At 38.5% G+C, this 12,886-nt stretch carries 12 protein-coding genes and 1 pseudogene; 3 read left to right on the top strand and 10 right to left on the bottom strand.

Annotated features, from left to right (window positions below):
• Positions 1-161 precede the first annotated feature (161 nt).
• The 5 genes and pseudogenes from H4J63_RS08485 to H4J63_RS08465 form a co-directional block, all read right to left on the bottom strand.
• Positions 162-2,002: pseudogene (locus H4J63_RS08485) on the bottom strand (methyl-accepting chemotaxis protein).
• A 177-nt stretch (positions 2,003-2,179) separates the two neighbouring features.
• Positions 2,180-3,460 (bottom strand): glutamate-1-semialdehyde 2,1-aminomutase, encoded by a 1,281-nt coding sequence (gene hemL / locus H4J63_RS08480; RefSeq protein ID WP_165744316.1) that lies wholly within the window; start codon positions 3,458-3,460, stop codon positions 2,180-2,182.
• 33 nt (positions 3,461-3,493) lie between these two features.
• Positions 3,494-4,510 carry an aspartate carbamoyltransferase gene (locus tag H4J63_RS08475; protein WP_007584862.1) on the bottom strand — a complete coding sequence of 339 codons (1,017 nt, stop codon included), beginning with the start codon at positions 4,508-4,510 and terminating at the stop codon, positions 3,494-3,496.
• A gap of 114 nt (positions 4,511-4,624) precedes the next feature.
• Entirely contained in the window at positions 4,625-5,059 is a 435-nt protein-coding gene (locus tag H4J63_RS08470) for a CopD family protein (RefSeq protein ID WP_007584864.1), read from the bottom strand.
• A 15-nt stretch (positions 5,060-5,074) separates the two neighbouring features.
• Positions 5,075-6,757, bottom strand: a complete 1,683-nt coding sequence (locus H4J63_RS08465; protein ID WP_007584866.1) for a chloride channel protein — start codon at positions 6,755-6,757, stop codon at positions 5,075-5,077.
• A gap of 322 nt (positions 6,758-7,079) precedes the next feature.
• On the opposite strand from H4J63_RS08465, the gene erpA reads away from it, so the two are divergent.
• The gene (gene erpA / locus H4J63_RS08460) at positions 7,080-7,418 is read left to right on the top strand and encodes an iron-sulfur cluster insertion protein ErpA (protein WP_002958911.1); all 339 of its coding nucleotides are present in this window, start codon (positions 7,080-7,082) and stop codon (positions 7,416-7,418) included.
• 49 nt (positions 7,419-7,467) lie between these two features.
• On the opposite strand, the gene H4J63_RS08455 is transcribed toward erpA, so the two are convergent.
• Positions 7,468-7,656: a hypothetical protein gene (locus H4J63_RS08455; protein WP_010555198.1), complete on the bottom strand. Its 189-nt coding sequence runs from the start codon at positions 7,654-7,656 to the stop codon at positions 7,468-7,470.
• A gap of 452 nt (positions 7,657-8,108) precedes the next feature.
• Between H4J63_RS08455 and H4J63_RS08450 the strand changes: the two genes are divergently transcribed.
• Positions 8,109-8,348, top strand: a complete 240-nt coding sequence (locus H4J63_RS08450; RefSeq protein ID WP_007584874.1) for a helix-turn-helix domain-containing protein — start codon at positions 8,109-8,111, stop codon at positions 8,346-8,348.
• Between the two features lie 70 nt (positions 8,349-8,418).
• On the opposite strand, the gene H4J63_RS08445 is transcribed toward H4J63_RS08450, so the two are convergent.
• Genes H4J63_RS08445 through H4J63_RS08430 form a run of 4 tightly spaced genes read right to left on the bottom strand, consistent with a single transcriptional unit; the run spans position 8,419 to position 12,175 of the window.
• A complete protein-coding gene (locus H4J63_RS08445) occupies positions 8,419-9,798 on the bottom strand; it encodes an AmpG family muropeptide MFS transporter (RefSeq protein ID WP_182195960.1) in 1,380 nt (459 codons plus the stop codon).
• Positions 9,799-9,848: 50 nt separating this feature from the next.
• Entirely contained in the window at positions 9,849-10,469 is a 621-nt protein-coding gene (locus H4J63_RS08440) for a peptidylprolyl isomerase (protein WP_010555196.1), read from the bottom strand.
• Positions 10,470-10,471: 2 nt separating this feature from the next.
• The gene (locus tag H4J63_RS08435; RefSeq protein WP_182195959.1) at positions 10,472-11,032 is read right to left on the bottom strand and encodes a YajG family lipoprotein; all 561 of its coding nucleotides are present in this window, start codon (positions 11,030-11,032) and stop codon (positions 10,472-10,474) included.
• On the bottom strand, positions 11,033-12,175 hold the full coding sequence (locus H4J63_RS08430; RefSeq protein WP_024598287.1) for a methyltransferase: 1,143 nt from the start codon (positions 12,173-12,175) through the stop codon (positions 11,033-11,035).
• Positions 12,176-12,217: 42 nt separating this feature from the next.
• Here H4J63_RS08430 and H4J63_RS08425 point away from each other — a divergent pair, with 42 nt between their 5' ends.
• Entirely contained in the window at positions 12,218-12,844 is a 627-nt protein-coding gene (locus tag H4J63_RS08425) for an alpha-ketoglutarate-dependent dioxygenase AlkB (RefSeq protein ID WP_182195957.1), read from the top strand.
• Positions 12,845-12,886 lie beyond the last annotated feature (42 nt).

Here is a 12,886-nt window from a genome sequence, read left to right as displayed (position 1 = left end):
ATGAGTATGTTCGTTAATCATAATGTGCCCTCAAACAAGATTTGAAGATCTGATCATGACATTGAGATTTAGTTCAAAAAAATCCCCGCTAATTTCTTAGCAGGGATTTGTGTATAAGAGACAGCTTATTTAGCGGCTTTGTTGTGAGTTGTAGTTAACGCTTAAGATTTAAAAAACTGCATTGATTTGGTTAAATCATTAGATAAGCGACTTAGCTGCTGTGCATCTTGCAGCGTTGATTGAGCTGATGTTAGCGTTTGATCTGCTAAATTACTCACCTCTTGCGAATCATTCAATGCTTGTGTTGTCGCATTTGACTGCTGTTTAACACGCTCTGCAATAACTTCACCTTGATGTTTAATGTCGCCCATACTTTGCTCTGCACTTTGCAATACTTCATTGGTTTGATTGGCTGCTTTTACCGATTGCTCCATTTTTTCAACACTTGAACGCATTTTTTGCTGAGTGTCGTCAGATGCTTGTTGTAAGGAGCTAATAATTTGGTGAATTTCTTGTGTTTGTGTTTGTGTACGCTGAGCAAGAGTTCTTACTTCATCAGCTACAACGGCAAAGCCTCGGCCATGCTCGCCAGCTCGTGCAGCTTCAATAGCGGCATTGAGTGCAAGCAAGTTTGTTTGATCGGCTATTTCACTAATGCCTTTACTAACTTTGCTAATTTCTTGGCTATCTTGCGCTAGCTTATCGAGTGCTTGTTGGCTCTCTGCAAATTCAATTTGTAGATCTTGCATATATTTAGCAAGCTCCATTGTATTGTCTGAACCTTGTTTTACATGGGCAGCAGCATCTTGCGCGGTAAGCGTTGCTTGATGGGCTGACTCTTCAACTGCAAGTGCGTTTTGAGCCATTTCGCTTAGTGCATTATAAATGGCATTTACTCGAGTTTGCTGTTTTGAAACATCATTGCTTGTTTGGCTACTCGCATGCGATAGCGATTTAGTTGCGCCGCATAGCTCTTCTGTACTTGCTTTAACGTCAAATAATAAGTGTGAAAATGCATTAAGTAATGCGTTGTAGCGCGATGCAATAATACCCATTTCATCATTGGTGCTTGAATCAATCGTTGCATTTAAGTCGCCATTCGCGGCTCTATTTGCCGCATCAGCAAAGCGATTAATGGTATCAACAACCGCAAAATAAAAACCAATCATTAAATAAAATGCAAATAACAAACTAATCAATGAAGCGGCTAAAACAAGATTTCGAGTCCACTGTTGAGTTTGCAGTTTTGCTTCAATAAGGCTCTCAAGCGTTGGAATGCTCTTACTAACAAGTTGATTAATACTGCTGTGAACATTGTTTGTTAGCTTATTAAATTCTGCTTGAGTTAATAAAATATCGTCAGGCTCAAGTAGTTTTTCATCTATTGCTTTTTTGAATGCACCAACAGCACTGTGTAAATTAGTTAACGAAGGCATGAGCGCCTTATTTACTGATTTATCTGCATTGGTGGTGACATTAAGTATTTTATCGAGTTGTTTTTCGTACAAAGGAAGTGATTTACTAAAATTTGAAAGCGCTATAAAGGTATCGGGCGTAAAACGATTACTTGCCAAAACAGTGTTTGCGCTTTGCGCTGTCGAGTTTATTTGCATTATAAGTGCAGGAATCGGCGTGACTAAAGAGCGGTTTACATAAGCACTTGCTAATTGACTATCTAAGGCAAGGTTTGACTGAATAGAAACAAGTTCGAGTACTTCATTTTCTTGATCGTCTTTTATATCAAAACCGAGTGAGCGAGCTATTTTTATATTTTGATTTGCTTCCCCCTGCATTTGATTTGAGAGTATTGACCTGTAGCCTTTTAAGCCTTGTTGCTGCATTTTTGAAACAGCGATACTTTCACTTAATAATGAGACTAAAAAAACAAACTAAGTGCAAGAGGAACGAGTAAAATTCCAAACATTAAGCTGATTTTAGTTTTGTATTTTAAATTTGCCATTAGCTGGATAGCGGGAAAAGAAAATTGGCGTAATCCTGACATAAGGCTCTCTTGTATTTTTGTAATTAGGGTAAAGGTGAATAGACCTTGTTATGCTTAATTATCATTCATTTATAGTACTTTACAAATAAAAAAAGCCCTTTCGGGCTTTTTTCAATCTTTAGTCTTAATTACATACTGTAAAAACAAGCGTTTATAAAATATAAAAGTAATTTTAACTTAAAGTTTAGCAAACGAGCGTTCCGCTGCAGCTATTGTGTCTTTTACTTCTTGTTCAGTATGCGCAGCACATACAAAACCAGCCTCAAATGCTGATGGAGCAAGGTACACGCCTTCTTCAAGCATAAGGTGGAAAAAACGTTTGAAGCGCTCTAGGTCGCATTCAGTCGCTTGTTTGTATGTCGTTACTTTTTCAGCATCAGTAAAAAAGAATCCATACATGCCGCCAGCATAATTAGTTGTTAATGCAATGCCTGCTTTTTTAGCGCCAGCTTCAAAGCCTTCACAAATTGCTTTAGACGTTGCTTCTAACTTATCGTGTAGACCTGGCTCACATAATAGCTCAAGTGATTTTAAACCTGCAGCCATCGCAATAGGGTTACCAGAAAGAGTACCCGCTTGGTAAACAGGGCCCACAGGCGCAATGTAATCCATTATTTCGGTTTTACCACCAAACGCGCCAACGGGCATGCCGCCGCCAATGACTTTACCTAAACACGTAAGGTCTGGTTTAATGTTGTAATAAGCTTGAGCGCCGCCAAGTGCAACACGAAAACCCGTCATTACTTCATCAAAAATAAGTACTGATTTATATTCGTCACACACATCACGCAAACCTTCTAAAAAGCCAGGTACTGGTGGAATGCAGTTCATGTTACCGGCTACTGGCTCTACAATAATACAGGCAATTTCGTCAGCGTATTTTGCAAAAATAGCTTTTACTTCATCTAGGTTATTAAACGACACAGTAAGTGTATGCTTAGCAAAGTCCTCAGGAATACCAGGAGAATTAGGTACGCCCATTGTTAGTGCACCAGAGCCTGCCTTAACTAATAACGAGTCAGCATGGCCGTGGTAACAACCTTCAAATTTTAATATTTTATCGCGGCCGGTAAAGCCACGTGCTAAACGAATTGCACTCATCGTTGCTTCAGTGCCTGAGCTAACCATGCGTACTTTTTCGATTGATGGAACCAGCTCTTTTACTTTTTCAGCCATTAATATTTCGGCTTCAGTTGGCGCACCATAGCTAAGGCCATTTTCTACGGCTTCGTGCACGGCTTGTTTAATTGCAGGGTGGTTATGGCCCATGATCATAGGCCCCCAAGAGCCAACATAATCAATGTAACGATTACCGTCGGCATCAAATGTAAACGCGCCTTCTGCTTTTGTAATAAATAGCGGTGTACCGCCTACACCATTAAAAGCACGAACTGGCGAGTTTACGCCACCTGGAATAGAGGCTTGAGCGCGTTCAAATAAGTCTTGGCTAATTGTCATGAAAAATCCTATAAATTGTCACTTAAAGAGGGTTTAGCTGTCGCGTTTGCGGCTAAACCAAGGTACGTCCACTTCATACTTATCGACTTTATTTTCTACGCCGAGTGTTAAAGCAAACAGTGCCATACGAATTAATACGCCATTTTGTACTTGGCGGAATATTGCTAAATTGTCGTTACTGTTTAAGTCGTTATCAAGCTCGTTGGCTTCTAAGCGGCTATCACGTGGTAACGGATGCATTAATACAGAGTTAGGTTTGCAATGAGCGCTGTAAATAGATTGGCTAATTCTAAAACCGCCACGGTATTTATTTGCTTCTTCTTGCGAAGGAAAACGCTCTTCTTGAATACGTGTTTGGTAAACAATATCGGCTGCTAAATTACCTTCCATTTTGTTTACTAGCTCAATTTTGTGTCCCGCATTTTCTACGGCATCTAAAATGCTCGTTGGCATTTGTAGGCCATCAGGTGCGACCATCGAAAATTTTACGTTTTTATAATGGCACAATAGCTTTGATAGAGAATGCACTGTGCGACCATATTTTAAATCACCCACAAGCGCTATATGCATGCCATCAATATTTTGATCAAAACGGTGTAATTCACGCTCAATGGTTAATAAATCAAGTAATGCTTGAGTCGGGTGCTCATTTGGACCGTCGCCGCCATTAATAACTGGCACAGTACAGCCATCAGCAAATTCACTTACTGAGCCTGCGTCAGGGTGACGCATAGCAACAGCATCGGCGTAAGCTGAAATAACGCGCGCGGTATCGTAAAGTGATTCACCTTTTGCAAGCGCTGAGCTTTGCATACCTGTAGTTTCACGTACACCACCGCCTAGTAAGTTAAAGGCTGTACCAAAGCTAACTCGAGTACGAGTGCTTGGTTCAAAAAACAAATTAGCTAAAATAGCGCCTTTAAGCACTGTTGTTTGCTTTTGTTTTTTAGCATAAGGCTCCATTTTTTTAGCTACTGCAAAAATACGTTCAATACAGTCTCTGTCTAGCTGATTTACAGACAGTATATGTTCGCCTTGGAAACTTAACATGGGGTAATTCCTAATCAATCAAATGGGCGCGATAATCCATAAATGGAGCACGCAATCGCGCGTGTTATAGCAAGTATTGTAAATTGCAGCGCAGTTTAACATGCACCGAAACGCTTATAAATTAGGTTTTATTACCGCAAGTGCCACTATGATGAGCAGCGCAATAACAGGGAGCTCATTAAAAATACGGTAAAAGCGGTCTGTTTTAGTGTTTCGGTCATGTTTAAAGTCACTCAATAACTTAAAACAGTAGCCGTGGTATAGGTATAAAATAATTACCAGTACAAGTTTGTAATGTAGCCACATACTGTATTTAAACCAATCACGACCATATTCAACAATGGTTAATACACCAAATACAGCCGTTAAAACAGCAAATGGGGTTACGAAATAAAGTAGCCTGCGCTCCATAACTTTAAGCATAGAGTTACATGATCTTTCTTCGCTCATTGCGTGATATACAAATAATCGAGGCAAGTAAAAAATACCAGCAAACCACGCAATCATAAAAAATATGTGGAGTGTTTTATAAATCAATAATGCGCTCATAATAGTCCTTATTGCTTAAAGTAAGCTGTTACGAATGGTTAAAATATGATGAATTTGATCCCAGCGTAATAGCCCCATAATTTGTTGATTATCTAAAAGGTTATAAACGTAAAGCGCGCCACTTCTTTTATCTTTTAGTATATCGAATGCATCGGCTAGGGTGGCTTGGCTGCTGATGCCCTGCAAGCTAATGTAATTTATATTTATTGCTTCATCAGACATTAGCGTTAAATCGTATTCAGCGAGGCGATAGCCATTTTCTTCGTCAAAAACAATCAAGGGTGTTTGGCTATCCATGGCATCAAGCGTATTTTTTATTTGCTCTTTATCGTCTGAGTAAAGCAATTTAAAGTCTTCATCCATATCATCCATTATTCCCACTTTTTGTAATGCTTCGGTAGCGGGAGATACATGGTACGGCAATCCCTGAAAATCTAATTGCTGCAAAAATATGGAGCGATTTCCAAAAAATTGTAATGCAGTTACATATGCAGTGGTTATAACTATCATCGCAGGAACGATTATTTCAGGTGATGATGTAAGCTCCATTACTGTTGTTAATGCAGCAAGTGGTGCATGCAGTGTAGCCGCTAATAATCCAGCCATACCTAAAACCCCATACGTGCCCGCAATATCAGTACCCGGGCTAATATATTGAGCAAAAAAGGCCATTAATGTCCCAATTAATACACCAAGCCCAATTACCGGACCAATTAAACCACCAGGAATACCCAAACCAATAGCAAACAATGTGGCAAGTAGTTTAGCTATTAAAATGGTAGTAAGCAGCTTTACGTTATCAGGCGATTCAACCGCGATAGTAATCGCACTCATACCAGAACCCATAGCATGAGGCACCGCGTAAGCTATCAAGCTGGCAATACAGCCTGCGATTAGTAAACGAGGAAACATACTTAAAGGTTTAAATGTTTTAATAATTAGCATTAAGTTTTGATTAAAGCTAAATGCTATAGCGCCCAGCGCCATACCGCATAATATTAAATAAGGGTAATGCCAACCACTTAATGGCGCTATTGTAATGAGTGCAAGTTCAGAGCCTTCACCAAAAACAAACTGCGTAGCGAGTGCACCAGTAACAGCAGCAAGCATGATTGGCACAAATATGTGTACTTTATATTCTCGAAGTACCACTTCCATTACAAAAATAACGGCTGCAAGTGGGGTATTAAACGAAGCGGCTATACCTGCCGCAACGCCGCAACCACTTAAAGTACGCATGGCGTTATGCGGTAAATGTAGTTTATCCGCTAAAATACTCGCACCTGTTGCGCCCATATGTACGGAAGGCCCTTCTCGGCCAACCGAAAAACCGCTAATGAGTGCAAGTGCTCCACCAACAAATTGATTAACCGTATTGTATAAAGGCATTTGCCCGTAATGGCGCTTAATACGATGAATAACAAAAGGAATGCCTAAACGGTAATGTTTAAAGCCAGTAAATGCAGCAAAGCACGCAATTAAAAATGCGGCTATTAATGGCATTAAAACGCGTTCAAGAGTGGGTAGGGTAGTAAAGTCGTCAGGTGTTTCCAAAAATAAGCTTTGAAAAAACAAAATAGTTAAGCGAAATAAAATAATAAAAAATGCAGCAATTAATCCGGCAACTACGCCTAATAAGCATAATTGTACAGATGTTTTAGGTTTTGCCAGTCGACGCCTGAGTTGCTCAAGCCACATGCATTATTTCCTCGCCGCATTTTTCAGCAGCATTTTAGCAAAAGAGTTTAGTTAAGTCCTTGTGATTTTGAATTTTTCGTAACTTATATTAACAATTTGCAGTAAAGATTAAGACCTATTTTTTATAACTAAAATTTTTAATGAATTTATAGTTTACAAGGGTCGCTTTTAGTTTGCTTAAGTATTATTTTAGTGAGCTAATGTTTAGCCACTTTTTTACTAATTTATAGGTATAACTTAGAGTAAAGAGTTGTTTTACTATACTTGATTAAAACACTCGGGTATTAGATAATCACGCCATTGCGATATTGAGGGTTTTAAAATGTCTGAAGAATTACCAATTAAGTTCAGCGATGCAGCTGCTGTTCGCGTTAAACAGTTAATCGACGAAGAAGAAAATCCAGATTTAAAACTGCGTGTTTATGTAACAGGTGGTGGTTGTTCGGGTTTTCAATATGGTTTTACTTTTGATGAAAAAGCGAATCCTGGCGATTTAGAAATTGTAAAAAATGGTGTAACACTCGTTATTGATCCAATGAGCATTCAATATTTGGTTGACGGTGAAGTTGATTACACTGAAGGATTAGAAGGCGCACGCTTTTTTGTATCTAATCCTAATGCAACAACAACCTGTGGTTGTGGTGCAAGCTTTAGCGTTTAACAGCCAAACGCTAGATAGAATGAAGCCGCTTTTGCGGCTTTTTTAATGCCTACAAATCGGTTGGGGCGTATTCGGTTATTTGCATTATCAATACAAAAAAGCCAAGTACAAAAGCAGAAAACGCTAAAATGTATATGAAGCCTTTTTTGCCTTGCTTAATTGGTACGCCGTTGTGGCGCAAAAAAAAGTACCAACCCAAGCACAACACAATCGGTAATAAAAAAAGAAGTCTGAACATTATTCGGCCTTTTTGGTGCTAATTATTGCTTAATCATAAACATGTGACGATAAATTGGAACAAAATTGTTATAAAAATTCATTTAAATATTTTATAACTAGAAATTAATTTATTAATACTTTTTGAGTACTTAGGTCAATATTCAGCGTTTATAAATATTCACTCGTGTTCATATTTGTACCGAGTATGTAATTAGTTATTTAACCAAAGTGTTAATAGTATATAATGTATCCAAGAATGAGACGGGCAAAATTTCATTCTCAATAAAAACAAATCTTTACCACATTATTAGCGTAGTTTTTTAGCTATATTGGTGGAGTGAGTAGCAACACATGCTTTGTTAAGCAATAGCTTGCTATTGAAAATATGGTATGACTGCTTACTTGCCTACAGCTATTGATAGAGACTACTGCTTTAATAGGTACGTCAAATCATCTAGTAGGAGATGTAAAATGATGGGCAAAACAGTTTCTTCTGAAGAAAATGCAAAGCTAACAAAGTGGCTTAAAAGTAAGCGCCACGAAAAGGGTCATACAATGCGAAGCCTAGCACAAGTGCTGGGAACGCCTCATTCGTTTATCGGCAAGATTGAAAACCAAGAACGCCGTTTAGATGTGATTGAGTTTGTTCGTTATTGTACAGCTCTAGAAGTTGATCCACATGAAGCACTTAGTTTGCTAAAAGTAGATTAACTCAAACATTGCTTAGTACACTTTAAGGGGCACTTGATAGTGCTAAGCAATATGTTAATGCAGGGATGCATTAAATATTTTTATGATAATTTTTCTCAAGCTCATATAATTTATGCCTAATCAGGTATAAAAATATCAGCGAAGGTATAACCATCAAGGCTGTTAAAACAAAGAACAGCGACCAATTTCCCATTAACCAATCATCAATTACTACACCACTGTAGCTCGAAAGTAACGTTCGTCCTAAATTCCCTAATGACGCCAGTAATGCATAGTGTGTTGCACTAAATGCTCTATCGCATAACATCGATATAAAGGCCACCATAGCGACCAGCGACCATGCTTGCGTAAACCCATCAATAACAATAGCAAAGGCATACAGTCTTAAATCAGGGCCAACTAAAGCAATCCACGAAAAGGCTAAGTTTGAGGCCGCCATCGCAATGCCACTAACAAATAAACCCTTAACAATGCCATATTTTTGATTAAATAAACTGCCAACAAAGGTGAATATGATTGTAAGTACGGCAGTACCTACCTTTGAAAATGTAGCTATATCGCTATTGCTAAAACCAATTTCTTTATAAAAAACAATCGACATTCGCCCTAAAAACGCTTCGCCTATTTTAAATAAGAAAATAAACGCAAGTAATGCTAGTGCCGTTTTAACGCCATTTTTAGTAAAAAAAGCTCTAAAGGGATCAATAACGGTTACCGCGAGCCACGCAACAGTTTTTGTAAGAGGGGTTTGTTTTGTAGAGGACAGTTTTTCAAGGTACACACGTTCAAGCTCGGCATGTACCGCTTCTCTATTTGATTCAGGTTCTTTTGCAAACAATGATCCACTCATTAGCAGCAGCATTACAGCAGCTAAAAAGTAATAAATTTGTGGCCAGTCGAGCGAGGGGATATCAGCCATATAAAATGGAATTGCACCTAAAAGCGCATAACCTGTCCACCAACCAGACGTTGCCATAGCGGCTGCCGCTGTTGCTTTGTGAGATTCGTTTGCTTTAAGTGTGTCTATTCTGAATGCATCAATAGCAATGTCTTGCGTAGCAGAAGCAATGGCAATTAACAAACAAATTGCAGCAACAATTGCTAAATTAGCTTTTAAATTAAGCCCTGCTAATAATAAGGTGCCAATAAAAATAAAGCTCTGGCAAAATAGTATCCAACTACGACGTTGGCCTAGCCATTTATATAAAATAGGGAGTTTTGTACGATCGATTAAGGGCGACCATAAAAAATTTATACTGTAAGCGCCAAATACAATGCCGAATAGGCCAATCATACTGCGGCTTAGCCCTTCATCCTTTAGCCAAGCCGACATAACAGAGCCAATTAATACCCACGGAAAACCGCTACTCATACCAAATATAAAAATATGGATTAAGCGTTTGTCTTTAAAGTAAGAAAAATATTCGCTAATAGAGAGAGATTTGCTCATAGGGCCTTCATTGGCTTTGATGCAGAGCAGCTAAGCTGCTCTTAAATAAATTACAGTGGAACTTGTTCAAGCATTTTAATATTTAAGATGATCACCGGTTTTTTAGGAACAAAATCGTAACCAATCTTTTCATTAAAGCCCGTTTCTACAGCCATGATCTTATCAAGGGTATCGTAGCCATCCATTACATTACCAAATACTGCAAAACCCCAATCTTTCCCTGGATTTAAGTGATCATTATTATCCATGTTAAAAAAGAATTGGCGTGTTCCCGAGTGCGGTTCACGGTCCTGATACGCCATAGCAATGCTATACATATCGTTTTTTAAACCGTTACCGCTTTCATTAAAAATAGGATCGTTTTCGTGTAAGCCGTCGTAATCTTTATCGTAACCACCACCTTGAATAACAAAGTCGCGATCATTTTCTACATCGCGCTCAATACGATGAAAAACACTGCCTTGATAGCTCTTATCTGACACGTAAGTTAAAAAGTTATTGACCGTAATGGGTGCTTTTGAACGGTCCAGTTCAACAACAATACTGCCCATCGTTGTTACGATTTCGACGCGTGGAAAAATATTGTCTTTTTGCACAAAGCGGCCTTCTTGGGCTGCCAAGCTACTTACACTAAAAAATAGGCCTAAGCAGATTAAAAAAAGTCGTTTCATAGTTAACCTTCTAAAAATTCTATTAATTCAGGGTCAGATACAATGCGGGTAATAACTTGCTCAGTCAACTTATTGAGCTGACCTTCTATTTTTGCTTGCTCATGACTAAACGGGCCTTCTAAATTCGCACTGCCTCTATACACTTTACTAAAATTGCTTGAGGCGCGAATAACTCTTACACCAAGCTCTATATGCGCTTCACTGGTATGGCTCACTAGTTTTTCGGTTACCACCGCTTGCAATGCATGAATATCTACTTCAAAGCGAACAGTTGCTAAGTTAGAAATACTGGCTCCATTGCGGCTAAGGGCGCTGTCTAACACACTTTTAATAGAGCTGGTAATGCCTTGGCTTGCAAAGGTTTTAGTTTTGTCTGATTCAATAAGTTTAAGTGTTGACGAATCGCCACGTAAATCAATTACACTGGTGCTTAAGCTACTATTTATAGTGCTTATTTGACCACTTTTATAAACAGGATTGAGTATTACTTGGCTAGGCTGATTCGCACAGCCACCAAGTATTAGTAATACACAACACCCAATTATAATGTTTGTTAATTTCATTTATAGCATTCCACTATTTTTAGTTGCACTTAGAACGACAAACTTTTTGTTTGAACCTAACAACTTACAGTTTCCGAACATACGGTTTAATTTATCGTGATAATCTAAATGACGATTACCAATAATACGCAGCTCGCCGCCTTCTTTTAAAGTATCTTTTGCTTGTTTAAACATTTGCCAAGCAATGTGATCGGTAACAGCTTGAGCTTGGTGAAATGGAGGATTACAAAGCACCATATCCACACTGTCTCTTTCAAAGCCTGTTAAACAATCGTTTTCGATGAACTCACAGTTATCAAACTTATCGCCTAGGTTAATTTCTACATTTAACCGGGCTGACTCTACTGCCATGTAAGACTCATCAACAAAGGTAACTGATGCATTAGGGCAACGAGCAAGCGTCATTAATCCAACAACTCCGTTACCACAGCCTAAATCAATAATGCTTTTAGCTTTTGGTGTTTCTGGTAAGTAGTTAAAAAAGAAGCGCGCACCAATATCCAACGAATCACGCGAAAACACATTTGCATGATTTGTTATATTAAACTCAGTACCTTCAAGTTCCCATGTTGTAGGGAAGTCTGCTGCTTTATATCCGCCTTTAGCATTGCTTAATATTAGACGTGATTTTTTAACTGCTAGGCTTGTTGTTGTTTCACCAATAAATTGCTCAAATGATTTTATTGTTGAATTATGAATTTCTTTTGTTTTACCTGCGGCAATTACTGGCGTACCAGGTGCAAGTACTTCACTAAGTTCACTTAATTGGAACTGTAAAAAACCCACATTACGAGGGATTTTAATAAGTACTAAATCAACATCCTCTGGTAATGCCGACAAACTATCTACTTGCGTAAACTCTGCTGTAGGCAGCTTGTTTTCTTGTAAGTTATAAGCCGCAGCTTGGTGGCTAATATAAGAATCATTAACTGAACAAACCGTTAACTTATTAAAATAACAAGCAAGTGCACCAAAGCTATCGTTTAAAATAAGCAATGAGCGACAATCTGGGTGATGTTCGTTAACATAATTGATAAGGTACTCATCTGCCGAATCCCACGCTTGTAAGCTGCGGTTTTTTTGATCCAATGGAAAGCGTTCAAGAGTAAAGGTTTTATCGCCTAGCTGGGCTTGCGTCGTCATAATGGTTCGTTGATCAGTAATCTAATGTAGGTAAATTCTAACATGCAACGGCAAAACGCCAACCCCCAACAGTTACCAAATGGCTTTTCTTATCAAAGTAGGGCACTTAGTGCACAAAAAAGCCTCGATCTATTTTATTATTTGCAAAAAAACCTACGTTGGCAGCAACCCGATGTAACCGTTTATGGCAAAACGGGGCCTATTCCACGACTGCAATGTTTCATGAGTGATCTAAATATTGAATACGGCTATTCAAGTAGTAAGCAAATAGTAGAACCATGGGATGAATTGTTACTCAATATGCGAAAGCGTTTAGAAGCACATTTAAACCAGCCTCTAAACTCATTGCTCGTTAATTATTACCGAGATGGTAATGATACGATGGGATGGCACAGTGATGATGAAATAGAGCTTGGTGATAAACCAACAATTGTATGTATCTCTTTAGGAGCTGATCGGGTTTTAAAGTTAAAGCACAAGGCGAGCAATAAAGTAACCGACTTAAAGTTACAAAGCGGTAGTTGTTTGATTATGAACGATCACAGCCAACGAGATTATCAACATGCAATACCTAAGCAAACCACGCTTGGGCATCCGCGAATAAGTTTAACTTACCGATTTATAAAGCACATTAAGCAAAGTAATTTAGTTAGCCAATCGCTGCTTTAAATTGTTATAGTAAGTGTATAAATTAGCTAATTAAAACGGTCT

Origin of the sequence: Pseudoalteromonas sp. 5Ae-yellow, assembly GCF_014077565.1 — a bacterium.
Lineage (GTDB): Bacteria > Pseudomonadota > Gammaproteobacteria > Enterobacterales > Alteromonadaceae > Pseudoalteromonas.
The sequence above is the reverse complement of the archived record's forward strand: the minus strand, read 5'-3'. Positions and strand labels throughout refer to the sequence as shown.

Coding starts and splice junctions, on each gene's coding strand:
- H4J63_RS08475 (WP_007584862.1), bottom strand. CDS start 4,510: ATGTTAAGTTTCCAAGGCGAACATATACTGTCTGTAAATCAGCTAGAC.
- H4J63_RS08465 (WP_007584866.1), bottom strand. CDS start 6,757: ATGTGGCTTGAGCAACTCAGGCGTCGACTGGCAAAACCTAAAACATCT.
- H4J63_RS08430 (WP_024598287.1), bottom strand. CDS start 12,175: ATGACGACGCAAGCCCAGCTAGGCGATAAAACCTTTACTCTTGAACGC.
- H4J63_RS08455 (WP_010555198.1), bottom strand. CDS start 7,656: ATGTTCAGACTTCTTTTTTTATTACCGATTGTGTTGTGCTTGGGTTGG.
- H4J63_RS08435 (WP_182195959.1), bottom strand. CDS start 11,032: ATGAAATTAACAAACATTATAATTGGGTGTTGTGTATTACTAATACTT.
- H4J63_RS08450 (WP_007584874.1), top strand. CDS start 8,109: ATGATGGGCAAAACAGTTTCTTCTGAAGAAAATGCAAAGCTAACAAAG.
- hemL (WP_165744316.1), bottom strand. CDS start 3,460: ATGACAATTAGCCAAGACTTATTTGAACGCGCTCAAGCCTCTATTCCA.
- H4J63_RS08470 (WP_007584864.1), bottom strand. CDS start 5,059: ATGAGCGCATTATTGATTTATAAAACACTCCACATATTTTTTATGATT.
- H4J63_RS08445 (WP_182195960.1), bottom strand. CDS start 9,798: ATGAGCAAATCTCTCTCTATTAGCGAATATTTTTCTTACTTTAAAGAC.
- H4J63_RS08425 (WP_182195957.1), top strand. CDS start 12,218: ATGCAACGGCAAAACGCCAACCCCCAACAGTTACCAAATGGCTTTTCT.
- H4J63_RS08440 (WP_010555196.1), bottom strand. CDS start 10,469: ATGAAACGACTTTTTTTAATCTGCTTAGGCCTATTTTTTAGTGTAAGT.
- erpA (WP_002958911.1), top strand. CDS start 7,080: ATGTCTGAAGAATTACCAATTAAGTTCAGCGATGCAGCTGCTGTTCGC.